Annotated in this window: 33 protein-coding genes; 26 read left to right on the plus strand and 7 right to left on the minus strand. The window is 42.3% G+C overall.

The window, feature by feature from the left end; translation table 11 throughout:
• Window positions 1-39 precede the first annotated feature (39 nt).
• The 25 genes from rpsC to prfA all read left to right on the plus strand — a co-directional run bounded on the left by rpsC (window position 40) and on the right by prfA (window position 15130).
• Entirely contained in the window at window positions 40-792 is a 753-nt protein-coding gene (gene rpsC / locus ACE1AT_RS05275; protein ID WP_096675228.1) for a 30S ribosomal protein S3, read from the plus strand.
• A 71-nt stretch (window positions 793-863) separates the two neighbouring features.
• Window positions 864-1295: a 50S ribosomal protein L16 gene (rplP, locus tag ACE1AT_RS05280; protein ID WP_026081885.1), complete on the plus strand. Its 432-nt coding sequence runs from the start codon at window positions 864-866 to the stop codon at window positions 1293-1295.
• A 3-nt stretch (window positions 1296-1298) separates the two neighbouring features.
• A complete protein-coding gene (gene rpmC / locus ACE1AT_RS05285) occupies window positions 1299-1526 on the plus strand; it encodes a 50S ribosomal protein L29 (RefSeq protein ID WP_374866246.1) in 228 nt (75 codons plus the stop codon).
• A gap of 6 nt (window positions 1527-1532) precedes the next feature.
• On the plus strand, window positions 1533-1781 hold the full coding sequence (gene rpsQ / locus ACE1AT_RS05290) for a 30S ribosomal protein S17 (RefSeq protein WP_016859439.1): 249 nt from the start codon (window positions 1533-1535) through the stop codon (window positions 1779-1781).
• A 116-nt stretch (window positions 1782-1897) separates the two neighbouring features.
• On the plus strand, window positions 1898-2266 hold the full coding sequence (gene rplN / locus ACE1AT_RS05295) for a 50S ribosomal protein L14 (protein ID WP_096675230.1): 369 nt from the start codon (window positions 1898-1900) through the stop codon (window positions 2264-2266).
• The gene (rplX, locus tag ACE1AT_RS05300) at window positions 2266-2616 is read left to right on the plus strand and encodes a 50S ribosomal protein L24 (RefSeq protein WP_374866247.1); all 351 of its coding nucleotides are present in this window, start codon (window positions 2266-2268) and stop codon (window positions 2614-2616) included. The genes rplN and rplX overlap by 1 nt, the downstream gene beginning before the upstream one ends.
• 168 nt (window positions 2617-2784) lie before the next feature.
• Window positions 2785-3330, plus strand: a complete 546-nt coding sequence (gene rplE, locus ACE1AT_RS05305; RefSeq protein ID WP_026081884.1) for a 50S ribosomal protein L5 — start codon at window positions 2785-2787, stop codon at window positions 3328-3330.
• A 21-nt stretch (window positions 3331-3351) separates the two neighbouring features.
• Window positions 3352-3753, plus strand: coding sequence for a 30S ribosomal protein S8 (gene rpsH, locus ACE1AT_RS05310; RefSeq protein WP_374866248.1), 402 nt, complete (start codon window positions 3352-3354; stop codon window positions 3751-3753).
• Between the two features lie 93 nt (window positions 3754-3846).
• Window positions 3847-4395, plus strand: coding sequence for a 50S ribosomal protein L6 (gene rplF, locus ACE1AT_RS05315; protein ID WP_374866249.1), 549 nt, complete (start codon window positions 3847-3849; stop codon window positions 4393-4395).
• A 2-nt stretch (window positions 4396-4397) separates the two neighbouring features.
• Entirely contained in the window at window positions 4398-4760 is a 363-nt protein-coding gene (gene rplR, locus ACE1AT_RS05320; protein ID WP_374866250.1) for a 50S ribosomal protein L18, read from the plus strand.
• A gap of 142 nt (window positions 4761-4902) precedes the next feature.
• Window positions 4903-5427, plus strand: coding sequence for a 30S ribosomal protein S5 (gene rpsE / locus ACE1AT_RS05325; RefSeq protein WP_374866251.1), 525 nt, complete (start codon window positions 4903-4905; stop codon window positions 5425-5427).
• Between the two features lie 82 nt (window positions 5428-5509).
• Complete coding sequence (gene rplO / locus ACE1AT_RS05330; RefSeq protein ID WP_374866252.1) at window positions 5510-5953, plus strand: 50S ribosomal protein L15; 444 nt, start codon at window positions 5510-5512, stop codon at window positions 5951-5953.
• 195 nt (window positions 5954-6148) lie between these two features.
• Complete coding sequence (secY, locus tag ACE1AT_RS05335; protein WP_374866253.1) at window positions 6149-7474, plus strand: preprotein translocase subunit SecY; 1326 nt, start codon at window positions 6149-6151, stop codon at window positions 7472-7474.
• On the plus strand, window positions 7474-8028 hold the full coding sequence (locus ACE1AT_RS05340; protein WP_374866254.1) for an adenylate kinase: 555 nt from the start codon (window positions 7474-7476) through the stop codon (window positions 8026-8028). The genes secY and ACE1AT_RS05340 overlap by 1 nt, the downstream gene beginning before the upstream one ends.
• A gap of 339 nt (window positions 8029-8367) precedes the next feature.
• Window positions 8368-8592 (plus strand): translation initiation factor IF-1, encoded by a 225-nt coding sequence (gene infA / locus ACE1AT_RS05345; RefSeq protein ID WP_006276978.1) that lies wholly within the window; start codon window positions 8368-8370, stop codon window positions 8590-8592.
• Window positions 8593-8707: 115 nt separating this feature from the next.
• A complete protein-coding gene (gene rpmJ / locus ACE1AT_RS05350) occupies window positions 8708-8821 on the plus strand; it encodes a 50S ribosomal protein L36 (protein ID WP_374866255.1) in 114 nt (37 codons plus the stop codon).
• Window positions 8822-8928: 107 nt separating this feature from the next.
• Window positions 8929-9309, plus strand: coding sequence for a 30S ribosomal protein S13 (rpsM, locus tag ACE1AT_RS05355; protein WP_374866256.1), 381 nt, complete (start codon window positions 8929-8931; stop codon window positions 9307-9309).
• 54 nt (window positions 9310-9363) lie between these two features.
• The gene (gene rpsK / locus ACE1AT_RS05360) at window positions 9364-9759 is read left to right on the plus strand and encodes a 30S ribosomal protein S11 (RefSeq protein WP_009455552.1); all 396 of its coding nucleotides are present in this window, start codon (window positions 9364-9366) and stop codon (window positions 9757-9759) included.
• Window positions 9760-10088: 329 nt separating this feature from the next.
• Window positions 10089-11036, plus strand: a complete 948-nt coding sequence (locus ACE1AT_RS05365; protein ID WP_374866257.1) for a DNA-directed RNA polymerase subunit alpha — start codon at window positions 10089-10091, stop codon at window positions 11034-11036.
• A 221-nt stretch (window positions 11037-11257) separates the two neighbouring features.
• Window positions 11258-11608: a 50S ribosomal protein L17 gene (rplQ, locus tag ACE1AT_RS05370; protein WP_374866258.1), complete on the plus strand. Its 351-nt coding sequence runs from the start codon at window positions 11258-11260 to the stop codon at window positions 11606-11608.
• A 97-nt stretch (window positions 11609-11705) separates the two neighbouring features.
• Window positions 11706-12533: a tRNA pseudouridine(38-40) synthase TruA gene (gene truA / locus ACE1AT_RS05375; protein ID WP_374866259.1), complete on the plus strand. Its 828-nt coding sequence runs from the start codon at window positions 11706-11708 to the stop codon at window positions 12531-12533.
• 71 nt (window positions 12534-12604) lie between these two features.
• Window positions 12605-13060 carry a 50S ribosomal protein L13 gene (rplM, locus tag ACE1AT_RS05380; protein WP_016859424.1) on the plus strand — a complete coding sequence of 152 codons (456 nt, stop codon included), beginning with the start codon at window positions 12605-12607 and terminating at the stop codon, window positions 13058-13060.
• Window positions 13060-13476: a 30S ribosomal protein S9 gene (gene rpsI / locus ACE1AT_RS05385; RefSeq protein ID WP_016859423.1), complete on the plus strand. Its 417-nt coding sequence runs from the start codon at window positions 13060-13062 to the stop codon at window positions 13474-13476. Before rplM ends, rpsI begins: the two co-directional genes overlap by 1 nt.
• 208 nt (window positions 13477-13684) lie before the next feature.
• Complete coding sequence (gene rpmE / locus ACE1AT_RS05390; RefSeq protein ID WP_026722070.1) at window positions 13685-13927, plus strand: 50S ribosomal protein L31; 243 nt, start codon at window positions 13685-13687, stop codon at window positions 13925-13927.
• 102 nt (window positions 13928-14029) lie between these two features.
• Window positions 14030-15130, plus strand: a complete 1101-nt coding sequence (gene prfA, locus ACE1AT_RS05395) for a peptide chain release factor 1 (RefSeq protein ID WP_374866260.1) — start codon at window positions 14030-14032, stop codon at window positions 15128-15130.
• Window positions 15131-15693: 563 nt separating this feature from the next.
• On the opposite strand, the gene ACE1AT_RS05400 is transcribed toward prfA, so the two are convergent.
• The 6 genes from ACE1AT_RS05400 to ACE1AT_RS05425 all read right to left on the minus strand — a co-directional run bounded on the left by ACE1AT_RS05400 (window position 15694) and on the right by ACE1AT_RS05425 (window position 21041).
• On the minus strand, window positions 15694-16278 hold the full coding sequence (locus ACE1AT_RS05400; RefSeq protein WP_374866261.1) for a GNAT family N-acetyltransferase: 585 nt from the start codon (window positions 16276-16278) through the stop codon (window positions 15694-15696).
• Between the two features lie 309 nt (window positions 16279-16587).
• Window positions 16588-17946, minus strand: coding sequence for a UDP-N-acetylmuramoyl-tripeptide--D-alanyl-D-alanine ligase (murF, locus tag ACE1AT_RS05405; RefSeq protein ID WP_374866277.1), 1359 nt, complete (start codon window positions 17944-17946; stop codon window positions 16588-16590).
• 118 nt (window positions 17947-18064) lie between these two features.
• Complete coding sequence (locus ACE1AT_RS05410; RefSeq protein ID WP_374866262.1) at window positions 18065-18421, minus strand: hypothetical protein; 357 nt, start codon at window positions 18419-18421, stop codon at window positions 18065-18067.
• A 284-nt stretch (window positions 18422-18705) separates the two neighbouring features.
• Window positions 18706-19128, minus strand: a complete 423-nt coding sequence (locus tag ACE1AT_RS05415) for a KTSC domain-containing protein (RefSeq protein ID WP_374866263.1) — start codon at window positions 19126-19128, stop codon at window positions 18706-18708.
• A gap of 310 nt (window positions 19129-19438) precedes the next feature.
• The gene (locus ACE1AT_RS05420; protein ID WP_374866264.1) at window positions 19439-19774 is read right to left on the minus strand and encodes a DUF4870 domain-containing protein; all 336 of its coding nucleotides are present in this window, start codon (window positions 19772-19774) and stop codon (window positions 19439-19441) included.
• A 286-nt stretch (window positions 19775-20060) separates the two neighbouring features.
• The gene (locus tag ACE1AT_RS05425) at window positions 20061-21041 is read right to left on the minus strand and encodes a metallophosphoesterase (RefSeq protein WP_374866265.1); all 981 of its coding nucleotides are present in this window, start codon (window positions 21039-21041) and stop codon (window positions 20061-20063) included.
• Between the two features lie 458 nt (window positions 21042-21499).
• Here ACE1AT_RS05425 and ACE1AT_RS05430 point away from each other — a divergent pair, with 458 nt between their 5' ends.
• Complete coding sequence (locus ACE1AT_RS05430; protein ID WP_374866266.1) at window positions 21500-21973, plus strand: DNA phosphorothioation-associated protein 4; 474 nt, start codon at window positions 21500-21502, stop codon at window positions 21971-21973.
• A gap of 89 nt (window positions 21974-22062) precedes the next feature.
• On the opposite strand, the gene ACE1AT_RS05435 is transcribed toward ACE1AT_RS05430, so the two are convergent.
• Window positions 22063-23661, minus strand: coding sequence for a DGQHR domain-containing protein (locus ACE1AT_RS05435; protein WP_374866267.1), 1599 nt, complete (start codon window positions 23659-23661; stop codon window positions 22063-22065).
• Window positions 23662-23676: the final 15 nt, after the last annotated feature.

Genomic DNA, 23676 nt, shown 5'->3' on the forward strand with positions numbered 1-23676 from the left:
ACGACAGCTTAAAGCCAGAAATTTTAGAGGAAAGCATTTGTGGGACAGAAAATACATCCAATTGGTTTTCGTCTAGGAATTACCCAAGAGCATCAATCTCGTTGGTTTGCTGATCCTAGTCGCTATCCAGAACTCTTACAAGAAGACCACAAACTTCGTAACTTCATTGAAGAAAAACTGGGTAGATACGCTCAGAACAATGCAGGAATTTCCGAAGTCCGGATTGAGCGTAAAGCCGATCAAATTGATCTCGAAGTACGCACAGCACGCCCAGGTGTAGTTGTAGGTCGCGGTGGACAAGGTATTGATTCATTACGTACCGGACTGCAAAACCTGTTGGGTAGCAATCGTCAAATCCGCATCAACGTTGTCGAAGTACAACGTGTTGATGCTGATGCTTACCTAATTGCTGAATACATCGCTCAACAGCTAGAACGCCGTGTTTCTTTCCGCCGGGTTGTACGTCAAGCAATTCAGCGCGCCCAACGTGCAGGTGTACAAGGTATCAAAGTCCAAGTTAGTGGTCGTCTCAACGGTGCAGAAATCGCTCGCACAGAGTGGACTCGTGAAGGTCGAGTTCCTCTACATACCTTAAGAGCTGATATTGACTACTCTTACTGCACAGCAAAAACCATCTACGGGATTCTCGGCATCAAAGTCTGGATCTTCAAGGGAGAAATTATTCCTGGACAAGAAGAAACACCTCCCCCACCAACAACACGGGAGCGTGAACCACGTCGCCGTCAACAACGTCGTCGTCAGCAATTTGAAGACCGCTCTAACGAGGGGTAATCGGTAATCGGTAATCGGTAATGGGAAAGAAAACCAGCAATTACCAATTAGCAATTACCAATTAGCAAACCATGTTAAGTCCAAGAAGAACGAAATTCCGCAAACAGCAGCGCGGACGCATGAAAGGTCTAGCTACTGCTGGCAGTTCCCTGAACTTTGGTGATTTTGCCCTCCAAGCCCAAGAACCCGCTTGGATCACCGCTCGTCAAATCGAAGCATCTCGTCGAGCTATGACCCGTTACATCCGCCGGGGTGGTAAAATCTGGATACGCATTTTCCCTGATAAGCCTGTAACAATGCGAGCCGCAGAAACACGGATGGGTTCCGGTAAAGGTTCTCCCGAATATTGGGTAGCAGTCGTCAAGCCAGGACGAATTTTGTTTGAAATTGCTGGTGTACCTGAAGCTACCGCCCGCGAAGCAATGCGTTTAGCTGCATACAAGCTGCCAATTAAAACTAAGTTCATTTCACGCTCTGAAATAGAGCCACAGGAGCAGGAGTAGGTTATGCCTCTTCCCAAAATTTCGGAAGCAAGAGAATTAAGTGACGAAAAACTGTCTGAGGAAATTCTTGCCGTTAAAAAACAGTTGTTTCATTTGCGTTTGCAAAAAGCAACCAGACAACTAGAAAAACCTCACCAGTTCCGACATGCCCGGCACCGCCTAGCCCAATTGCTAACGGTAGAATCAGAGCGCAAACGGGCTGCAAGTCAAGCCACAGAAGAAAAAAAGTAGGAGATTATGGCAGTTAAAGAACGAATTGGCTTGGTAGTAAGCGACAAAATGCAAAAAACAGTTGTTGTCGCTGTTGAGAACCGCGCTCCTCATCCCAAGTACGGCAAAATTGTGGTCAATACACGGCGTTATAAGGCTCATGACGAAGAAAATCGCTGTAAAATTGGCGATCGCGTCCGTATTCAAGAAACCAGACCCCTGAGCAAAACCAAGCGCTGGCAAGTCGCAGAAATTCTGACTACAAAAAACACCTAAAGGTGTGGGTAATTAGGTAATGGGTAATGGGTAATAAATTCAAAAAGCGATTACCACTTATCAATTAGCAATTACCAAATAGCAATTACCAATTACCAAAAACAAGGAGAGTAATTGTGATCCAACCCCAAAGTTACCTTAATGTTGCAGACAATAGCGGCGCTCGTAAACTCATGTGTATTCGTGTTTTAGGAGCAGGTAACTGTCGCTACGGTTTTGTCGGCGATAGAATTATTGCTGTTGTCAAAGATGCCCAGCCAAACATGGCGATCAAAAAATCAGATGTCGTAGAAGCAGTGATTGTTCGTACCCGCCACAATATTAACCGGGATAGCGGTATGAGTATCCGTTTTGACGACAACGCCGCAGTTATCATTAACAAAGACGGGAACCCAAAAGGAACTCGCGTCTTTGGTCCGGTTGCTCGCGAACTGCGTGAGAAAAACTTTACCAAAATCGTTTCTTTGGCTCCGGAGGTGCTGTAATGGCAAGCAAAAAAGAAAAGCCAAAGTTTTATAAAATGCATGTCAAAGCTGGGGATACCGTCCAGATAATTACTGGCAAAGACAAAGGCAAAGTTGGCGAGATTATCAAAGCTTTACCTCAAGAAAGCAAAGTCGTTGTCAAAGGCGTCAATATCAAAACCAAGCACGTCAAGCCCCAAGCGGAAGGTGAATCTGGGCGCATTGTTACCCAGGAATACCCAATCCACAGTTCCAACGTCATGCTTTACTCCACCAAGCAGAACGTCGCCAGTCGCATCTGCTACACCTTTACCGATGAAGGTAAGAAGGTACGGATGCTCAAAAAAACAGGCGAAATTATTGATAAATAGTTATTGGTCATTAGTCATTGGTCATTAGTCCAAACAAATGACAAAGGCTACCTTTGGTAGGCGCGTTAGCGACTTCTGCAAGTAGCCACTCCGTGTCTACCCGAAGCGTAAGACATAATGACAAAAGTATTCCCTGACCAAGCCCAGGGACAACCAGAACAAAAAACTATGGCAACAAGACTTAAAAGTTTATACCAAGAAACAATAGTCTCCAATCTCACCAAACAGTTTGGATACACCAACGTTCATCAAGTACCAAAATTGGTGAAAGTAACTGTCAACCGGGGTTTGGGAGAAGCAGCTCAAAATGCGAAAGCCCTGGAAGCATCTTTAAGTGAAATTGCTTTGATCACTGGGCAAAAACCTGTAGTGACAAGAGCGAAAAAAGCGATCGCAGGCTTTAAAATTCGTCAAGGTATGCCCGTTGGGATCATGGTTACTCTCAGAGGCGAACGGATGTATGCCTTTCTTGACCGATTAATCAACTTGACTCTGCCTAGAATTCGCGACTTTCGCGGTATCAGTCCCAAAAGCTTCGATGGCCGTGGGAACTATACCCTTGGCGTTAGAGAACAGTTAATTTTTCCAGAAGTCGAGTACGACAGCATTGACCAAATCCGAGGGATGGATATTTCCATCATCACCACAGCTAAGACTGATGAAGAAGGTCGTGCCTTATTAAAAGAAATGGGAATGCCCTTCCGGGAACAATAAGTTCAATTAAACGAGGAGACGATGGCGACTAACGACACTATTTCTGATATGTTGACGCGCATCCGTAATGCCACCATGGCGCGGCATCAAACTACACAAGTGCCATCCACCAAAATGACCCGTAGTATCGCTAAAGTACTTCAAGAAGAAGGCTATATCGGTGAATACGAAGATGTCGGAGAAGGAATAAAGCGAAACTTGGTAATTTCACTGAAATACAAGGGTAAAAATCGTCAACCTATTATTACTACCCTCAAGCGGGTCAGTAAACCAGGTTTGCGCGTTTACTCGAATAAAAAAGAATTACCACGGGTATTAGGTGGTATCGGCATTGCCATTATTTCTACATCTAGTGGCATCATGACCGACAGGGAAGCACGGCGTCAGAACTTGGGTGGTGAAGTACTTTGCTACGTTTGGTAGTCATTGGTCAAGTGTCATTTGTCATTTGTCATGATTTAAAGGCAAAAGACAAGTAACAAAGGACAAAAGACAAAGGACAAAGGATAAATAATTATGTCTCGAATTGGTAAACGCCCAATTACAGTTCCCGCAAAAGTACAAGTAACTTTTGATAACGCCAAGGTCGTTGTCAAAGGCCCAAAAGGTGAGCTTTCGCGCGAACTTCCCGCTAATGTGATTTTGTCCCAAGAAGGGGAAATACTAACGGTTAATCGCCGGGATGAATCACGTGTCTCTCGCCAGTTACATGGGTTATTCCGCACCTTGGTTTCCAACATGGTTGAAGGAGTTTCCAAAGGATTTGAACGTCGTTTGGAAATCCAAGGGGTTGGTTATCGGGCGCAAGTACAAGGTCGTAACCTGCTTATGAACATGGGTTACAGTCATCAAGTACAAATTGTGCCACCAGAGGGAGTTCAGTTTGCGGTTGAAAATAATACTAACGTCATTGTTAGTGGTTACGACAAAGAAGTCGTAGGTAACACAGCAGCGAAAATTCGTGCTGTTCGTCCACCGGAACCTTACAAAGGTAAAGGTATTCGCTACGCTGGCGAAGTAGTTAGACGTAAAGCTGGTAAGACTGGTAAGAGTGGTAAGAAGTAAATATGAAACTTACTCGTAGAGAATCAAAACAGCGTCGCCATCGGCGCATCCGTGGGAAAGTGGGCGGTTCTCCAGAACGTCCACGGTTAGCAATATTTCGCTCACATCAGCATATCTACGCTCAAGTGATAGATGATACCCAGCATCACACGCTGGTAGCAGCGTCCACCGTAGAACCAGAACTAAAATCTAAATTAACTTCTGGGGGAAACGCTAAAGCTTCAACTGAAGTTGGCAAGCTCATCGCATCACGAGCGCTAGAAAAAGGTATAACCAAAGTAGTTTTTGACCGCGGTGGTAATCTTTATCACGGTCGGATTAAAGCACTCGCTGATGCAGCACGTGAAGCTGGGTTAGATTTCTAATTTGTCATTGGTCAATGGTCATTAGTCAATGGTGAGTAGTTAGTAGTCGGTAATTAGTGGTTAGTTGCTGCAAACAACTACCAACAAATGACAAATGACAAATGACAAATGATAAATGACAAATGACAAAGGAAATTAGACAATGGCAACAAATCGTCGTAAAACTAACCGCGTAAAAAAAGAAGAAACTAACTGGCAAGAACGGGTTATTCAGATCCGACGGGTTAGTAAAGTAGTCAAAGGTGGTAAAAAACTCAGCTTCCGCGCCATCGTCGTTGTTGGTAATGAACGCGGTCAAGTAGGTGTCGGAGTCGGTAAAGCTTCAGATGTAATTGGTGCGGTAAAAAAAGGTGTAGCCGACGGGAAAAAACATCTGATTGACATTCCTATTACTAAATCCAATTCCATTCCCCATCCCGTTGATGGTGCTGGCGGCGGTGCAAAAGTAATGATGCGACCAGCAGCCCCTGGTACTGGTGTAATTGCTGGTGGTGCGGTTCGTACCGTACTAGAGTTGGCAGGTGTACGTAATGTCTTAGCCAAACAACTCGGTTCCAACAATCCCCTGAATAATGCCAGAGCTGCTATAAATGCCCTGACTGCTTTGCGTACCTTCTCAGAAGTAGCCGAAGACAGGGGTATTCCTCTGGAGAATCTTTATATTTAGTCAATGGTCAATAGTCCATAGTCCAAAAACTCTTGACTCTTGACTTTGACTCTTGACTTTAATTACTAAAAACTAACTGCTTATGAGACTCAACGATGTTCGCCCTCAAAAAGGGTCTAAAAAACGCGGTCGCCGTTTAGGTAGAGGCGTTTCTGCTGGTCAAGGTGCAAGTGCCGGTAAAGGTATGCGGGGTCAAAAAGCTCGCTCTGGTAGCAGTACTAGGCCTGGTTTTGAAGGTGGTCAACAGCCATTGTACCGTCGCATACCCAAGCTCAAGGGCTTTCCCCTAATTAACCGTAAAGTTTACACTACGATTAATGTAGAGAAGCTAGCCTCACTTCCAGCTAACACAGAAGTTACTTTGACCTCTTTACAAGAAGCAGGTATTCTTACTGCTGCTAAAGGGGCATTGAAAATTTTGGGAAATGGGGAATTAAATGTTCCGCTGAAAGTGCAGGCGGCAGCTTTTACAGGTACGGCTCGTAGCAAAATTGAGGCAGCTGGCGGAAGTTGTGAGGTGATATGAAGACTGTAGACGCCCTTTAGGGTGACTACTTTCACCAAGTCGCTACTCTATAGCCACTTCATATCTACGCGCCTACGGTGCAGGGTAGGATGAAGAATGAAGGATAAAAAACTTAGTACTTCAAATTTCGTGCTTCACACTTGGATATTCTTCACACTTCTGACTTCATGCTTCATTCTTCAAAGGTAGCGCTATATGATCAGTCGAGACAAACCCCCAACGGCTCAAGAAACTTTTATGCAGATGGCACAAGCAGCAGGGTTAAGAGACCGGCTGCTTGTCACCATCGGTATTCTGATTTTGATTCGTCTAGGTATACATATACCTATACCAGGAATTGATCGACAGCAGTTTGCCGCTGCAATTAATGGTAATAATCAAATATTCAGCTTTTTGGATATCTTCTCCGGAGGCGGTCTTTCTGCATTGGGAGTCTTCGCCTTGGGCATTTTGCCTTATATCAATGCTTCGATTATTATCCAATTGCTCACTGCTGCTATTCCATATTTAGAAAACTTACAAAAAAACGAGGGAGAAGCAGGAAGGCGGAGAATTTCCCAAATTACCCGCTATGTAGCTTTGGGTTGGGGAATTTTACAAAGTGTGTTCTTAGCAGCATTTTGGTTAAGACCTTTTGCCTTAAGTTTTGGCCCGATTTTCGTAATTGAAACAGCTGTTGCTCTTGTAGCTGGTTCAATGTTTGTCATGTGGGCATCAGAAGTGATTACAGAGCGTGGTGTTGGCAATGGCGCATCTTTGTTGATTTTTGTCAACATTGTGGCAACACTGCCTAAATCTCTGAGCGATACGATCGCTTATATTCAAGGTAGTGGCCAAGAAATTGTTCGGGAAAGAGTAGGTCCAGTAATTGTATTAGTCCTGGTTTTTCTCTTTACTATCGTTGGGATCGTGTTTGTTCAAGAAGCAATTCGCCGCATCCCCATTATATCTGCTCGTCGTCAAGTCGGTCGGCGGATTTTTGCTGAACAACGTAGCTATCTCCCCTTGCGTCTGAATCAAGGTGGAGTTATGCCCATCATTTTTGCTGCTGCAATCTTGAGTTTGCCACTGTTTATTGCCAATTTCACCAAAAATCCAGAATTGGCAAATATCATCAACACCTATCTCAGTCCTGGTGGTTCTCAGTCTTGGGTATATGCCCTTGTCTACCTAATTTCAATTGTCTTTTTCAGTTATTTCTATTCTTCTTTGATAGTAAACCCAGTTGATGTGGCACAGAACTTGAAAAAAATGGGTTCTAGTATTCCTGGTATTCGTCCGGGGAAAGCCACTAGCGAATATATAGAGCGCGTTTTGAATCGACTGACTTTTTTGGGTGCTATCTTTTTAGGCTTGATTGCTATCATCCCCACTGCTGTAGAAACAGCTTTAGGAGTACCTACTTTTAGAGGATTGGGTGCTACCTCTCTACTGATTTTAGTAGGTGTGGCGATTGATACAGCTAAACAAGTCCAAACTTATGTGATCTCTCAGCGCTATGAAGGAATGGTGAAGCAATAGTGACGCGATTAATCTTCTTGGGACCGCCGGGTGCTGGTAAAGGAACTCAATCTAAAACATTGGCTCATGACTGTGATATACCCCATATTTCTACGGGTGACATTTTGCGCCAAGCATTGAAAGACCAAACTTCTTTGGGTATAAAAGCCCAAAGTTATATGGATAGAGGTGAGCTAGTTCCTGATCAGCTTGTAGAGGAAATGGTGGAAGAACGCCTCTGTAAACCGGATACCAAGTCAGGTTGGATTTTAGACGGCTTTCCTCGGACTGTAAAGCAAGCAGCTTTTCTAGGAGAATTACTGCAAAAACTAGAACAGCAAGGGGAAAAGGTAGTTAATCTAGATGTACCAGATGATATTGTAGTTGGTCGTCTCTTACAACGAGGGCGTGCTGATGACACAGAAGAAGTAATTCGTCGTCGTTTGGAAGTCTACCGCTCTGAAACTGCTCCCTTGATTGAGTACTATGGCGATCGCCACCAACTGATTACGGTTAACGGCAATCAGTCCCTAGAAGAAGTCACTGCCGATCTCAAAAATGCCATAGCATCTTAAAATTAACAAAAAAAGGTTATGAGGGATTGGGAATTGGGGATTAGGGATTGGGAATCCAAAGACACACCAAGAGTAAATACCAATGTCTAATGCTCGTTACCCCTTCGCCCCTAATCCCCACTCCCTAGGAGGAGTGGGGACCCCAGCTTAAGCGCTCCCTGTTGCCTCTTCGCCCCCAATCCCCGATCCCTGATCCCCGATACCCAAGCAGATAGATGTAAATCTTAGATAAGATATATTAATAAACTGTTGATTTTTTTCTAAAAATATGTTCATTTCCAGACTATAAATAAATATCTGTAAATGAATAAAGAACTGTTGAATTGAGGGAAAAATAAATTGTCTAAGCAAGATTTGATTGAAATGGAAGGCACAGTTACAGAGTCATTGCCAAACGCTATGTTTCGCGTTGATTTAGACAATGGCTTCAACGTCTTAGCTCATATCTCTGGCAAGATTCGCCGTAACTATATCAAGATTTTACCTGGCGATCGCGTCAAAGTAGAGCTAACTCCTTATGATTTGACAAAGGGTAGAATTACTTATCGATTACGGAAGAAATAGATATTATGTGAGTTAATATACCACATGTTCAAATCACTTGGTTTTGTAAGCCTCATTTAACTGAACATTTATCTGAAAATGCTATAATTTAACATTTGGAGTCAAGTAGCAGAGCATGAAAGTTAGAGCTTCAGTCAAAAGAATGTGTGATAAATGTAGCGTGATCCGTCGTCGGGGTCGCGTTATGGTGATCTGTTCCAATCCAAAGCACAAGCAGCGCCAAGGTTAGAGCCAATTTAAGGCAGGACTCTTAAAACTTGGTGAAGTGAAACGACAAAATCATCGTCAATACACTAACTTACATCACTAGCAAGCAAATTTAGGGAGACAATTGTTGTGGCACGTATTGCCGGAGTAGACCTACCACGTGACAAGCGTGTTGAGATCGGTCTGACTTATATTTATGGAATTGGTCTATCGCGATCGCAGGAGATTTTAAAGGCTACAGGTGTAAATCCAGACACCCGTGTAAAGGATCTCAGTGATGCTGACGTAGCAGCCCTACGGGGAGAAGTAGAACAAAACTATCAAGTCGAAGGTGACTTGAGGCGCTGGGAAGCAATGAACATCAAGCGCCTAGTTGATATTGGTACTTATAGAGGGCGTCGTCATCGCATGGGCTTACCGGTAAGAGGACAGAGAACTCGTACCAATGCCCGTACCCGTCGGGGAAGACGACAAACAGTCGCTGGTAAGAAGAAAGCACCAGGGAAATAAATTTTTGACAACGCTTGCTGCTGGCAAGTTTTACATTCATCCAATCACAACGATATGGCGCGACAACCAAGCAAAAAGACCGGGAGCAAAAAGCAAAAACGCAACGTACCAAATGGTGTTGCTTACATCCAATCTACTTTCAACAATAGCATTGTCACCATTACTGATCAAAACGGAGATGTGATCTCTTGGGCGAGTGCTGGTTCTAGCGGTTTTAAAGGAGCAAAAAAGGGAACTCCCTTTGCAGCTCAAACCGCAGCTGAAAGCGCAGCCCGTCGAGCTATAGATCAGGGAATGCGCCAAATTGAGGTTATGGTGAGCGGACCAGGAGCAGGACGGGAAACAGCAATCCGCGCACTGCAAGGAGCAGGACTCGAAATTACGCTTATTCGGGATATTACCCCAATTCCTCACAATGGCTGCCGTCCTCCCAAACGCCGTCGAGTCTAAATACGACTTGTTGGGTGGTAAAGGTAATCAGTGAACAGTAAACAGTGAACAGCCAATGATAACTGATAACTGACAACTGATAACTGATAACTGTTTCCCTCACACGTATAGTGGCCGTCCGAAGTCCAAAAAGCCCTAGTTATGACAAGGGGCTACAAAACTTCGGAAAACCTAAAAATAGTAGCGCCTGTAAAGTTTGTAGATATTTAAACTTACTACTCATTAACCAAAGTATTTAGTTTAATTAACCTCAAACACAAGGCAAAAATCCAAATTTGTAGGCAGATATCTGTCTACTAGTAAGACCTGAAAGCAAGGGAGGCTACTCCGTGGCGCAGTTTCAAATTGAATGTATAGAGTCCAGTACAGAGGAAAGTCGGAGCCACTATAGTAAATTTATCCTAGAACCTCTAGAGCGGGGTCAAGGAACTACCGTTGGCAACGCCCTCAGACGGGTATTGTTGTCAAATTTAGAAGGTACGGCTGTGACAGCAGTACGCATTGCAGGAGTAACGCACGAATTTGCCACCGTTCCGGGTGTGAGAGAGGATGTACTAGAAATCCTCATGAAAATGAAGGAAATCATCCTCAAAAGTTATTCTGCTCAACCCCAGATAGGTCGTTTACTCGTTACAGGACCGGCTACAGTCACATCAGCACACTTTGATTTACCGAGTGAAGTAGAAGTTATCGATCCGACTCAATATATAGCGACCCTCGCAGAAGGAGGAAAGCTAGAAATGGAATTTCGGATTGAAAGAGGTAAAGGCTATCGCACCGTAGAACGGGGTCGTGAGGAAGCCACATCTCTAGACTTTCTCCAAATTGACTCGGTATTTATGCCAGTCAGGAAAGTTAACTACAGCGTTGAAGAAACTCGTGGCGATAATGGAATGCCAAGAGATAGATTGCTGATAGAAGTTTGGACAAATGGCAGTCTTAGCCCTCAAGAAGCCCTTTCCTCGGCAGCAGGAATCTTGGTAGAGTTATTCAATCCCTTAAAAGATATTGATATCAGGCAAACAGATACAGATTCTGATATCCCAGATGATCCTACAGCTCAGATTCCGATTGAAGAGTTACAGCTTTCTGTCAGAGCTTATAACTGTCTCAAGCGCGCTCAAGTTAACTCTGTGGCGGACTTGTTGGATTACACCCAAGAAGACCTATTAGAAATTAAAAACTTTGGTCAGAAGTCAGCAGAAGAAGTAGTTGAAGCACTACAGCGACGTTTGGGCATTACCTTACCAACTGAAAGGGCTTCTAAACATGGTTAGTCAATACTTATAAAGTAGCTGCACAGCCTAGAAATAGGTCGAGGCGGGTAGGACTGCTTAAACCAGTCAAGCCCCTTTGGGGCAGAATAACCTTGCGGAGTTCGATTTCTAATCGGCGTAGCAACAACAATTCAGAATCCTCTGTGTTTCCAACCAGAGGAGAGTTCAAGGACTAACTAACAACTTTCTTAGTAAGTACTATCTTTAAATGGTTCATAGTTATGCGTCATCGTTGTCGTGTTAAAAAACTCAGCAAGCCAGCTGATCAACGCCGCGCCCTATTGCGCGCTCTCACAACTGAGCTAATTCGTCATGGTCGAATCACCACGACTCTACAACGAGCTAAGGTGCTGAGAGCCGAAGTCGATCAAATGATCACTTTAGCCAAAGACGGTTCCTTATCATCACGCCGTCAAGCCCTTGGTTACATTTACGACAAACAACTAGTTCATGCTTTGTTTGAGCAAGCTCCCACTCGTTACGCCAATCGTCAGGGCGGCTATACTCGCATCCTGCATACCATTCCTCGTCGTGGTGATAACGCTGAGATGGCAATTATTGAACTAGTTTAAGTTATTGGTCATTGGTCATTAGTCATTAGTTAGCAGTTAGTAGTTGATAATTGATGAGAACAGCCAACGAATGACAAAAGACAAATGACAAAATCCTATGTTAGAAAGCCACCAGCCTCCACTAAAACAGCGAGTCGCCCTGGTAATTCAATACCTGGGCAGTCATTTTCATGGCTGGCAAAGGCAACCACAACACCGTAGCGTACAGGAAGAAATAGAGAAAGTCTTAGGGAATTTACTAGGCCATTCTGTTACACTACATGGTGCGGGACGTACTGATAGTGGAGTTCACGCCGCCGCTCAAGTAGCTCATTTTGATGCGACTGGTAAAATTCCAGATCACAAATGGGCAACGGTGCTAAATAATTACCTGCCCGAAGACATATTAATTTTAGCTTCAGCAGGTGTAAGCCAAACTTGGCACGCTCGCTTTAGTGCAGCGTATCGGCGTTATCGCTATACCATATACACTGGAAAACAGCCCAACTTGTTTGTGAAGCATTTCAGTTGGCATTACTACCATGCACCCCTGGATGAGTTTTTAATTCAGGCTGCATTGAAACCCCTACTCGGAAACCATCACTTAGCAGCGTTTCACCGCAGCAACTCAGCGCGTAAGCATTCTTGGGTCGAAGTGCAAGCAGTAGAATGTTATCGAAATGGGCCGTTTATTCATATTGAAATCCAAGCAAATGGATTTTTGTATGGCATGGTGCGGTTATTAGTAGGAATGTTGGTACAGGTAGGTAATGGAGAGCGATCGCTTGCTGAATTCACTGACCTCTGGAAAAATGAACGTCGGGAAGAAGTGAAATATGCTGCACCTGCCCATGGCTTATGTTTATTACGAGTCGGTTATCCAGATTTTCCCTTTTTAAAAGAAGTCTGGTTTGACACTCAACCTCTATTTGTCATTAGTCATTAGTCATTGGTCATTGGTCATTGGTCATTACAAAGAACAAATGACAAATAACAAACAACAATTAACAATTAACAATGAACAAAACATATCTTCCTCCTACTGATTCTATAACGCGTGATTGGTACGTCGTAGACGCCACCGACAAGCGTCTTGGTCGCCTAGCTAGCGAAATCGCTATGGTTCTGCGAGGCAAAAACAAACCCGAATTTACGCCCCATATGGATACAGGCGACTTCGTGATTGTAGTCAATGCCGAGAAAGTAGCCGTAACAGGTAAAAAGCGTACCCAAAAACTTTACCGTCGTCACTCCGGTCGTCCTGGCGGGATGAAGACAGAAACTTTTGCCAAACTTCAAGGACGTTTACCAGAGCGGATTGTTGAACAGGCTGTCAAAGGAATGCTACCGAAAAATAGCTTGGGACGACAGTTGTTCACCAAGTTAAAAGTGTACGCTGGGCCAACTCATCCCCACGATGCTCAAAAACCCAAAGAGCTAAAAATTAATACTATTCCAGGAGCACAAGATTAATGCAAGCAACAGAAAACACTAGTGGTCGCGCTATGTACTGGGGTACTGGCCGACGTAAGTCCGCAGTCGCACGAGTACGCCTAGTTCCAGGTACTGGGCAATTGACCGTCAATGGTAAGCCTGGAGATTTGTATTTCCAATTCAATCCTAATTATCTCGGAGGCATAAAAGCGCCTCTAGAAACTCTCGGATTGGAAAACGAATATGATATTTTAGTGAAAGCCGAAGGCGGTGGCTTGACTGGACAAGCCAATTCGATACGTTTGGGAGTGGCTCGTGCTTTATGCCAACTCGACCCCGATAACCGCTCACCTCTGAAGGTTGAAGGCTATCTCACCCGCGATCCCCGTGCCAAAGAACGGAAAAAATACGGCTTGCACAAAGCTCGCAAAGCACCCCAGTACTCGAAAAGATAGGGTATCGGGGATCAGGGATCGGGGATCAGGGATTGGGGATGGGAAAAATTATCAATATCCTGATTTCAATATCCTAATTACTGTTCTTCGTCTCCCTTTCCCCTTATCCCCAGAGGGGGCCCCACTTTCCCCAATCCCCGACCCCTGCTCCCTAGTTCTAATCGAAGACCAAAGCTATAATTGTAGTATATTCACCACATAAGGAACAATGGCTAAACCTGGTATTCATCCTGAGTGGTATCCAGAGGCTAAAGTTTACTGCAACGGTCAAGTTGTGATGACCGTCGGCTCCACAAAGCCAGAACTGCACGTAGATGTTTGGTCTGGAAACCACCCCTTTTACACCGGCACTCAAAAGATTATTGACACTGAAGGTCGTGTTGAACGCTTTATGCGGAAGTATGGCATGAGAGGCGGCGATCAAGCTTCTGGTGGCAAAAAGAAAAAGTAGCGTTTTGGCTCTGTTGCTGGTAATGACGACCCTGCATCTGCTGGGTCGCTTGTCATAAATGCTCAGGCCAACTCGTTATTTTAAGGAGCGATCGCACTCATCATGGCTGAACAATATTTACTGGAGAAACTTAAATCTGTTGAACAAACTTTTAATGAATTAACCCGTCGTCTTGCTGACCCCGATACCGCCAAAAATCCTGATGAATATCAGAAAATAGCAAAGGCGCGCTCAGGGTTAGAAGAGGTAGTTAATACTTATGAAACTTGGAAAACAGCCCAAGAAGAACTCATAGGGGCGCGGCAAATACTGAAAGAATCTCAGGGAGATGCCGAACTGCAAGAAATGGCAGCCCTGGAAGTTCAAGAATTAGAAGAGAAAATAGAATACTTAGAAAACCGCCTGAAGATATTACTGCTACCCCGTGACCCCAACGATGATAAAAACATCATGTTGGAAATTCGTGCTGGGACTGGGGGTGAAGAAGCTAGTATTTGGGCAGGTGATTTAGTACGAATGTACTCTCGCTATGCTGACACTCAGGGTTGGCGAGTCAAGCTAGTCAGTGAATCCCTAGCGGAAATGGGTGGCTTCAAAGAAGCAATCCTGGAAATTCAAGGAGACAGCGTTTACAGCAAATTAAAATTTGAAGCGGGAGTCCATCGCGTTCAGCGTGTACCAGTCACCGAGGCGGGAGGAAGAGTTCACACTTCTACAGCCACGGTGGCGATCATGCCAGAAGTCGATGATGTGGAAATCCACATTGATCCGAAAGATATTGAAATGACTACAGCGCGGTCTGGTGGTGCTGGTGGACAAAACGTCAACAAAGTAGAAACTGCGGTTGACTTGATGCACAAACCAACGGGGATTCGGATTTTCTGTACCGAAGAACGCAGCCAGTTACAAAACAAAGAACGGGCAATGCAGATTTTGCGAGCCAAGCTGTATGAAATGAAGTTACGCGAACAACAAGAAGCTGTAACTTCCATGCGGCGATCGCAAGTAGGTACAGGGTCACGTTCCGAAAAAATCCGCACCTACAATTATAAAGATAACCGAGTTACTGACCATCGTCTTGGTCAAAACTTCTCCCTCAACCCACTTCTAGAAGGTGATATAGAATCATTGATTCAGTCTTGTATCTCTCAAGACCAGCAAGAACGCTTGGCTGAACTTGCTGCTTCTGGGGCAATGAATTAATAGAGGCTGTTAAAGCTGCTAAATAGTATGTAGAAAACCGCTTATTGTGTTGTTTTTTGTGACACATAGGCGGTTTTCTCATTTAAAATTTTTGTATAAATCCGTAATGGGATTTTCTGTAATTGTAGCTAAGAAGGAATTAAATCCAAGTCCGCAACTAGGAACTAACTGATTGCCTTTGTGTCATCAAACACATGAACAAACGCGATGAACTGGAAAAACAGTAGACCTCTTGCACGAATGCAAAACTTGCCCTCATCCCCAACCCCTTCTCCCAATTTTGGAGAAGGGGAGCCAATTTAAAAGTCCTTCCCCCAAGCTTGGGAGAGGGATTTAGGGTGAGGGTAAAGATTCATGCAAGAGGTCTAGTATGATTTACGAACTTTAAGCGTCGTGTGGTTGGTGCATTACAAGCTGGTAGCGAAGCTGCTATCGAAGAATTTTTAGACAACCCTTATGTTAATGTTGGCAAAGCTATCGTTAAAGGCTGGATAAAACCAGAATAGGTCGCAATACTGCAAGGAATAGGATTTTTCGATATTGTTAGACATAGTGCGATCGCTCTACACTTTTTCAGTCTCAATACCAAGCAATTGCATCTGCATCATTTCCCGATCCAACATCGCAAATAATAACCTGTCTTGCCATTCTCCTCTACTCCATTCATACTCTCGCAAATAACCCTCCTGTCGCATCCCAATTTTAATCAACACTCGCATCGAAGCTTTATTTTTGGGATGACACAAAGCAAAAACTCGGTGTAAACTTAGTTGCTTAAAACCAAACTCTAATAACTTCCGTGCCACTTCTGTTCCATACCCTTGTCCCCAAAATTCTTTAGCCAAGCAGTATCCAATTGAACCTTCTTGCTTATTGCGATCAGTTATAGAAATACGACACGAACCTATAACTTGTTTATCTGCTTTTAGTGCGATCGCAAATGTAAAATGCTCACGTATTTTCTTCCGCCGCATTTTAATCTCTGTATGCAAATAGTTTTTAGTATCTTCTTCGCTATTAGGGCCAAAGGGCAAATACCGAACAGCTTCTAGATCACAAGCGTATGTATGTACTGCTTGCCAATCTGATTCTACAAAGTCTCGAAGGATTAAACGTTGGGTTTCTAAAAGTGGATAGATGCTGCTCATAAAATTAGGAATTAATAGTTAAGAGTTCAGAATATTACTTACTATTCATAACTTTTAACTATCTTTGGTTGTTAAATTCTACACAAAGTTTCAAAAAATCCCAACAAATTTTGCCAAATTATAAGCTTTTCACCTTCGTGTCTTGGTATGCCAGGTGCTACAACGGGGGGAACCCCCGCAACGCACTGGCTCGTCTTGGTGGTAAAAAATAAATTTTGAACCACCAAGACACATAGACGCGCTAGCGGCTTCCCGTAAGGGTAGACACCAAGAAAAATCCAAAAGGTATCAAGATTTTTGCGAAACGGTCTAAGAATTGGAAAATTCCGCACGCAATTGACTAACAACCCGATCCAATCCTACGGAATGCGCTGCTTTAAAAAGAATACGATCGCCTTCCTTCATTAACGTCTTCAATCTCGCTGCCAAATCTGCATGAGTTGTAAAACACTCACAAGGGACACCCTTGGCACTCTGAACTATAGTTTCGGCGTCTTGTCCATCTATCAAAACCAACAAAGCATCTAAATTCAATTTCTGCACAGTTTCGCCGACTCGTTGATGCAATTGGCGCGATCGCTCTCCCAATTCTTTCATTGCACCCAGTACAGCAATGCGTCGTTTGCCTGGGGTTTGTGCTAATAAGTTTAAGGCTGCTACCATAGCTTCTGGTGCAGCATTATAAGTCTCATCTAATATTACCACATCATTGGGTAATGCAAACCGTTGCGATCGCCCAGTTGGCATATCTACAGTTATCCCAGATTGCAGGTATGACCAATCAATACCCAGCACTTGCGCCACTGCCAAAGCTGCCATGTAGTTAGCGGCAATGTGACGACCAGGCATGGGTAGAGGTAATTGCATATCTGCTACTGCCAAAGTTTCGTTATCAATCAACTCACCTTGAATATCTCCGCCAGTAAAGCCAAAAGTGATGATCTTGCCTTGCCAAACTTTTGCTGCTGTTTCAATTAACAAGGGATTGTCATAGTTGAGAATTGCCACACTATCCTTGGGCATTTCTGCTAATAACTCACATTTTGCTGTTGCGATCGCTGCTTCTGAACCGAGTAATTCTATATGTGCTGTCCCGACGTTGGTAATCACACCAATTGTGGGACTTGCGATTTGCGTTAGTTCCGCAATTTGTCCTTTACCCCGCATCGCCATTTCCACAACGGCGAAATCATGTTCTGTAGTTAACTCCAACAGAGTTTTCGGTACACCAATTTCGTTGTTGAAATTAGCATGAGTTTTGTGAACCTTTCCTTGAGTTGCTAAAACGGCGGCGATTAATTCTTTAGTAGTGGTTTTACCTACAGAACCTGTCACACAAATTACCGGAATCTCAAAGCGATCGCGCCACCATCTGCCAATTTTTTGATAAGCCTGGAGAGTATCTTTTACTTGTAATATAGGAAATTCTGAGTTTGGGTATTCAAAATCAACAATTGCTGCTAATGCACCTTTGGCGATCGCCATTGGTATAAACTCGTGTCCATCAAATTTTTCACCGCGTAAAGCTAAAAAAACTTCACCCGGTTTGAGGATACGGCTATCCGTTTGTATTCCGTGACTGAATTTTGCTAAGGCTGCATCTGATAAATTACTTCCTTTAGCAGCGAGAACATCAATTAGTTGATTTAAGGTGGCAAAACAAGCCATAGTCAGAGGTTTTTCGGTTTCCAAAATTTTGGTCGTAAATGGTTAGTAGTTTACTACCACATTTGTCAAGGTGGGTAAAATTTTTGGAGAAAAATTCCTCTGATCTGGGTGTTTCAACCTAACCAAACCAGTGAGAAGGTGCTAAACCAGCGTCAACTGCTTCAGGAATTTGCAGACTTAACTGTTTTTCCCGTTTGTACATAATGTTATCAATCCCCCGACGGATTAAATCTTCTATGCAATACTTGTCTTTGATGGCACAAATCAAAGATTGGAAGTTTCCATATGATTGTTGTCCTTCTTCCCCAACCACATAGCAATTTGATACTTGACTAAGGACATGAGCAATTAGTTCTTGACGGAGATCAGGAATCGAGAAAGCTTGCTGATAAGGATGATGAGGATAAGTTTCGAGAACATCCTCTATGCAGCTAACTACGACTGGCAATGTTAAATTAAAAATAGTTTTAGACATGATTTCTTTACCCTCAGCTTGTAATTATCCTGTTTATTAAATTTATTGCCGATATAGCGATACCAGAGTTCGGAAATAGATAGGTTTCAATTTTAAATTTACAGAAATAATTTGAGGAACTTGTGAAGAAAGTGTAGTTTTTGAGATGGGATTAATACTACAGGATTTTTCAACCCAACCACCAATGATCAACAAACAATATTAAAAAAAGTAAAGGCTAATTACCAATAGCAATTCGCTATTAGCAATTAGCCAGAAGCACCAGGAACGTTTAAACGAGGTAATTAGCAGCAACAATCATCATTTATACGCTCATACTGATATTTACCTCTGACATTTTCATTGAAAAATTTGCCAATAGAATCAGCTTGCTGTAAATCTTGCCAAGTATCTTGGTCTATATCTGAATATTGATAAACTGCACCGTTGTGAAATTCAACTTGTAAAATATTTTTGTCGTCGTTATAGCCGACAGCAGTCGCCATTGATGAATAAATTGGTAACATTGGGATTGATTCTTCATATGAAGGTAAATCTTTAGCTTCTGCAACAATCTCGTTTAAATGTTGCAGTCCTTCAAAAGCTTCAACGGGTGCAGGAATTTCTATAAACTCTAGCTCATGACCGAGATCGAGCAATAACTGTAAATGTCCTTGAGAGTGAGCGATCGCTACTACATTGCTTAAATCAAGTTTCGATAGCTTCATCGATAATTTGCTCTCCTATTGGCAAAACAGTTTCTATTTCTGGTAGATTTTTATGCAAGACTCAATTTGTATAGTACAAAAATACTATAATAATCATCACTAGTCAAGCCTTGCTAAAAAATTGTAGAGATGCACAGATGGAAGGGACAAGGAGGACAAGGGAAGGAGGACAAGGGAAGGGGGACAAGGGGAGCCACTGCGTTGCGCGGGTTCCCCGCGTTGTAGCACGTGGCGTGGACAAGGAGGACAATTACCGACACAGGCGGATAGTATAAGTGTTTAATGATTGTATGTATAAAACACTACTTTTTTAAATTAAACGAAAGATAAATGGGTAGCGGTAAGGTATATTGGGTTGACTGAGAACTCGAACAATAGCAATAATTGGCATGATAAAACTAATAATCAATAGACCAATTAAGAATGGAATACCAATGAGAATTATCGACAACAATCCAAAAATCACCGCATAAATATAAAGGTTGATGTGAAAATTTAGGGATTCTTTCGCATTTTCCTTAACTATAGGATCATTGCTGATATACAAGATTGCAATGGGTATGCCGATAGACACAATCAAAGAGCTAAAAAATATTGCTCCATGACTCAGTGCTGACAAAAGCTTGCGTTGGTCTAAGTCTTCCATAATACAGCCTCTGAGTAGGCATAGTTCTGATTACTCTTCGATTTTAGTTGGTATCGCTATTATTCTGCCAAAATAGGTTTTTATCTCATCTTAAAATAAAGTTACAAAATCAGCGATCGCAATTGTTGAGAAGAACGAACCACATAGACACACAAAGAAAAGGAAGTGCGATCGCAATTGTCAAATAACGAAAGTAACTAAAAAACCACCTTGGCTATCTTTAATTTTAGTAAAGCAAGCCAAGGTGATAGAGAAACGAGGTGTTGTTGGCAATAAAATGTTAATGTTATGGCAGAATTTCTTGAGTTACCTCAAATAAATTTGGATTGCGTGGTTCAACAGTGACTCTTAACCAATGCACGTTGGGAGAACCAAATGTTTCAACGCGAGTGAAGTTTGTAATCAAATTCCCATTTGAGATATTGAGAGGTTTGTCAATTCGGAAATAATGGCTATCTCCATGAACAAGTATGACTGGCTTACTATACTCTTGCAACTCTGTTTGCAATACATTGATAAAATCATTGAAGCCAGTTCGTTGTGCATCTGTTGGTGGTAAATCAAAGTTTGGATTAGCATGGATCACAAGCACCAAACCAAGGTTATTACTTGCTTTAGCTAGTGCAAATGCTTCTTTTAACCAAGCGAGATTAGCACTATTACGTTCAGCGTATTCTGCATCATTTTCTGCATTGCGCCCCAAGTTATTATTACTACCAACAACGTGGATACCAGCAAATAGAACATTGCCTAGTGTCCAACGGACATTTTCACGAAACTTGGTATACTTAGGATTATCGCTTTGACGAGTAAGGGTAATTGTTCTTTGTCCCAGACTTTGATTCCCTTGTGTAAAGAGTTCGCGTAATTTTGCCAAGCGTTCAATTGAATCATATCCACCAGCAGCAGGACGATGACAATCTGTCCATTCATTATCACCAAATATGTAAATCAGAGGATGTTTAAATTGCTGGAATAGTTGGAATCTTTGTTGGAAAAGCTCATCAGAACAAAGACTTGAGCCACTTTTAAAATCTCCATCGTGAATTACAAAACGGCTTCGAGATTTGTTAATATCTTGAATTAAATCTTGATACTTTGCTTCTTGCTCGGCATCATAGGGTAAATCACCAATGAGAGCAATTTCAAAACGTCTTGGTTCACCAGGATCAAATGATGCTTGTGCAATAGTAGAAGCAACAAAGGTTGCAGATAAAATAAATAAACAGAATGGAATTAATACTTTAAGTAGTTTTTTGATTTGCATCTTTGTGCAACCTTTTTTGATGAAATATTGTCATTCAATAATTGCGTTACTAAGTTTAGAAACGCTACAAATAAGATGTTTAAATTAAAGTAATGAATAGATAGATAATTACTGACAAATCTTACTAAAATTAACACCTTAATTGAAAAATCTTGATGTTTTGAAAAAGGGTTTGATACTTTGTTGAGTAAGATTCTACGAGGACGGTGTTAACCACAAATTAAGAGCAAATTAAAAAGTGAAAATATGAAATTAGATAAGTAGGTTGGGACATTAAAATCATTGGTGAGAGTTGTCATTGGTGAAACCATGTGCGATCGCATCAATCAAGTATGTGTTCGTAGTGATGATTAGCTCAGAGAACGCAGAGAGAAAAAACTCAGCAGACAGTTTACAGTTTGTCGTTAGACATAGGTTTAAGCTTAGGTTAAAATTGCAACAATGTATACTTGAGAACAATGGCAGAAACAGGTAGAATCAGAGTTGCCAAAGATAAAGCTGAGTTGGTCAAGGCTTTAACATCGGCTGATGGTGGAACTGGGCCTTTTCAAACCTTTGCTGATGTAGTAGTGTTTGCTGCTGCTTTAGGTGCAAAGCATAAAAAGCGAGTCCCTTTAGGAGAAATTTCTAAAAGAGAACCATCACCAATCAGGCTAGAATACTTTGCATCTGTGGGTAATGATTGGGTGATCAAACTACTGGGAATTACCGAAACTCAAGATATCAAAATCCTCTCATTAGGCGAAGAAGAATATGAAACTAACCGCAACCATATTTTTGAAGAGTATGCTAATGGTGGATTAGAAATTTTGCAAGGTGAATTGCGAGGAGCAGTAGACTATACAGAACGAATTTTGTTAATTCTCACTCATATAAGAACTAATAAAGATAAAGAAGCAGAGGAATTTGATTTAAGTAAATTCCTAAATTAAACCACCTCTACCTTGAAAAGCGTAGTTTTTTTAATCAGGGAAAAGCTCAAAACTAAAACCACAACAGATTCGCTAATCAATTACAGCAATTACAAAACTGTAGGAAGTCCTACCTGCTTCGGTTCAACAAAATTACCATCAAAACCCATAGTTTTATTCTCAATTGTTCTAGCATCAGCCAAAGCTTTGCGAAGTTCAGCCCGTTCCATCTGATCTTGAATACCACCCAGAATATAAATTAGTAACTTCGCTGCTAGATCCCTTCCAGCAACTTGGACACGCTTTTTATTTGGATCATACAAAACGCCATACCATAGAGATTGGGGAAACTCCATTCCACTAAAACCACCCTGCTGGTCAAATTTTCGCAATTTCTTAACAAGCTCCTCCAATTTGAATCCTTTGCGGAAAACTAAGATACCCAAAGCTTGTGCAACAGCTACTTGAGCAACAGGACGGAAAAGCATATTTCCTTCACCTCCGTCTTTTTCAAAGCTGAATTTTCGCAGAGCTGGTGTCTCCTCATCTTCTAAAAGCTTATAACTGGAAAGGCTTGCCAAACCATCAAAAAGCTTGTGAAATTCTTGTATCCCCTCTTCAAGTTCCTGATTCTCTGGACGGTTGGGAATTAGACCTTTATCCAAAGGTTTCCAATGAGGAAATTTTTGCCCTAAATATCGCTCAGACATATCTGTAAGAGCTTGTAGGGTCGTCAAAACAGTTGATTTGGCTGCAACTGTTGCACTATTCCAATTAACACGAGGTTTTCTACCTTCACGCTGTTCCAAAAGTGGATGTACCACAGCGATTTTTCTTGCAACAATCGAAAAACCATCATCTTCATTTAACTGTGCTAACTGACCTTTTGTTAAAGGTGCAGCCATTAAATTTACATGAACAAAGATCGATCGCACTCGTCGTCTTGCTTGTTCGCGAGTTTCGCCTTTCTCAACTGCACAAATGAATTCAATCCCTATTTTTTCTTTGGGTAAGCTTTGCAGATAAGCTGGTTGAACGTGATATTGCTCAATTAAATCATCAACTGTAATAAAAGTGTCATCTGGGGTTTTTTCCTTCTTATAACGCTGGAGTTTGCCAGTTTTTAGTAACTCCATCAACCCCTGTACCCCCATGAGTCGGTGTTGACCATCTAATGCGTAAATAGTTACATCCTCTTCAGAAACATTAAGTAAACCAACTTTTTCTTCTTTATCTAAAGCTGTAAAAGCTGTGGTAGATTGTTTAGCCCGTCCTAGACTATCCCACTCAGCAGCTTTGGGGTCATCAACCCAAGCTTGGTTAATCACTACCAATACAGGTGGAAACTTATGGTTTTTTCGACCTGCTAAATATTGTGTGAGGGGTAATTGACGTGACCAATCCAAAGGACGTTGCTGAATCTCATCAATACTTTCTGCATCAATCTCAATATTATCTGTCTGAGGATTATATTTTTGCTGAAGCAAAGGTAAAGCAGACGCAAAGCGAACCCGACCCGCAAACCATTCCAAGGTAACAGAACTGATATAAGCTTCAGTACCACCCATCTCAGTTTTCTGAACTAGAATCTGGTTTTTTTGGTTCATAAACTTTTCTAGCAAAATAGCTAGTACCTGTTTATCTTTGTTGTCCCGTTCTAAATACTGACTTGCAATGTCAGCAGTTGGGTTATTTGCGCTTGGATTCATGTTAATTTTGGAAAA

It is taken from the genome of Pelatocladus sp. BLCC-F211, from assembly GCF_041928655.1.
In the GTDB taxonomy this organism is placed as follows: Bacteria; Cyanobacteriota; Cyanobacteriia; order Cyanobacteriales; family Nostocaceae; genus Pelatocladus.

What these genes read in the sequence shown, in the direction of transcription:
- rpsI (WP_016859423.1), top strand. Translation starts at nt 13,060, where the DNA reads ATGCAAGCAACAGAAAACACTAGTGGTCGCGCTATGTACTGGGGTACT.
- rplM (WP_016859424.1), top strand. Translation starts at nt 12,605, where the DNA reads ATGAACAAAACATATCTTCCTCCTACTGATTCTATAACGCGTGATTGG.
- ACE1AT_RS05415 (WP_374866263.1), bottom strand. Translation starts at nt 19,128, where the DNA reads ATGAAGCTATCGAAACTTGATTTAAGCAATGTAGTAGCGATCGCTCAC.
- murF (WP_374866277.1), bottom strand. Translation starts at nt 17,946, where the DNA reads ATGGCTTGTTTTGCCACCTTAAATCAACTAATTGATGTTCTCGCTGCT.
- ACE1AT_RS05425 (WP_374866265.1), bottom strand. Translation starts at nt 21,041, where the DNA reads ATGCAAATCAAAAAACTACTTAAAGTATTAATTCCATTCTGTTTATTT.
- rpmE (WP_026722070.1), top strand. Translation starts at nt 13,685, where the DNA reads ATGGCTAAACCTGGTATTCATCCTGAGTGGTATCCAGAGGCTAAAGTT.
- rpsQ (WP_016859439.1), top strand. Translation starts at nt 1,533, where the DNA reads ATGGCAGTTAAAGAACGAATTGGCTTGGTAGTAAGCGACAAAATGCAA.
- ACE1AT_RS05400 (WP_374866261.1), bottom strand. Translation starts at nt 16,278, where the DNA reads ATGAGCAGCATCTATCCACTTTTAGAAACCCAACGTTTAATCCTTCGA.
- ACE1AT_RS05420 (WP_374866264.1), bottom strand. Translation starts at nt 19,774, where the DNA reads ATGGAAGACTTAGACCAACGCAAGCTTTTGTCAGCACTGAGTCATGGA.
- rplQ (WP_374866258.1), top strand. Translation starts at nt 11,258, where the DNA reads ATGCGTCATCGTTGTCGTGTTAAAAAACTCAGCAAGCCAGCTGATCAA.
- ACE1AT_RS05410 (WP_374866262.1), bottom strand. Translation starts at nt 18,421, where the DNA reads ATGTCTAAAACTATTTTTAATTTAACATTGCCAGTCGTAGTTAGCTGC.
- rplP (WP_026081885.1), top strand. Translation starts at nt 864, where the DNA reads ATGTTAAGTCCAAGAAGAACGAAATTCCGCAAACAGCAGCGCGGACGC.
- rpmJ (WP_374866255.1), top strand. Translation starts at nt 8,708, where the DNA reads ATGAAAGTTAGAGCTTCAGTCAAAAGAATGTGTGATAAATGTAGCGTG.
- secY (WP_374866253.1), top strand. Translation starts at nt 6,149, where the DNA reads ATGATCAGTCGAGACAAACCCCCAACGGCTCAAGAAACTTTTATGCAG.
- ACE1AT_RS05435 (WP_374866267.1), bottom strand. Translation starts at nt 23,661, where the DNA reads ATGAATCCAAGCGCAAATAACCCAACTGCTGACATTGCAAGTCAGTAT.
- rpmC (WP_374866246.1), top strand. Translation starts at nt 1,299, where the DNA reads ATGCCTCTTCCCAAAATTTCGGAAGCAAGAGAATTAAGTGACGAAAAA.
- rpsH (WP_374866248.1), top strand. Translation starts at nt 3,352, where the DNA reads ATGGCGACTAACGACACTATTTCTGATATGTTGACGCGCATCCGTAAT.
- rpsE (WP_374866251.1), top strand. Translation starts at nt 4,903, where the DNA reads ATGGCAACAAATCGTCGTAAAACTAACCGCGTAAAAAAAGAAGAAACT.
- rplF (WP_374866249.1), top strand. Translation starts at nt 3,847, where the DNA reads ATGTCTCGAATTGGTAAACGCCCAATTACAGTTCCCGCAAAAGTACAA.
- rplO (WP_374866252.1), top strand. Translation starts at nt 5,510, where the DNA reads ATGAGACTCAACGATGTTCGCCCTCAAAAAGGGTCTAAAAAACGCGGT.
- truA (WP_374866259.1), top strand. Translation starts at nt 11,706, where the DNA reads ATGTTAGAAAGCCACCAGCCTCCACTAAAACAGCGAGTCGCCCTGGTA.
- rplR (WP_374866250.1), top strand. Translation starts at nt 4,398, where the DNA reads ATGAAACTTACTCGTAGAGAATCAAAACAGCGTCGCCATCGGCGCATC.
- rplE (WP_026081884.1), top strand. Translation starts at nt 2,785, where the DNA reads ATGGCAACAAGACTTAAAAGTTTATACCAAGAAACAATAGTCTCCAAT.
- ACE1AT_RS05430 (WP_374866266.1), top strand. Translation starts at nt 21,500, where the DNA reads ATGGCAGAAACAGGTAGAATCAGAGTTGCCAAAGATAAAGCTGAGTTG.
- rpsK (WP_009455552.1), top strand. Translation starts at nt 9,364, where the DNA reads ATGGCGCGACAACCAAGCAAAAAGACCGGGAGCAAAAAGCAAAAACGC.
- prfA (WP_374866260.1), top strand. Translation starts at nt 14,030, where the DNA reads ATGGCTGAACAATATTTACTGGAGAAACTTAAATCTGTTGAACAAACT.
- rplX (WP_374866247.1), top strand. Translation starts at nt 2,266, where the DNA reads ATGGCAAGCAAAAAAGAAAAGCCAAAGTTTTATAAAATGCATGTCAAA.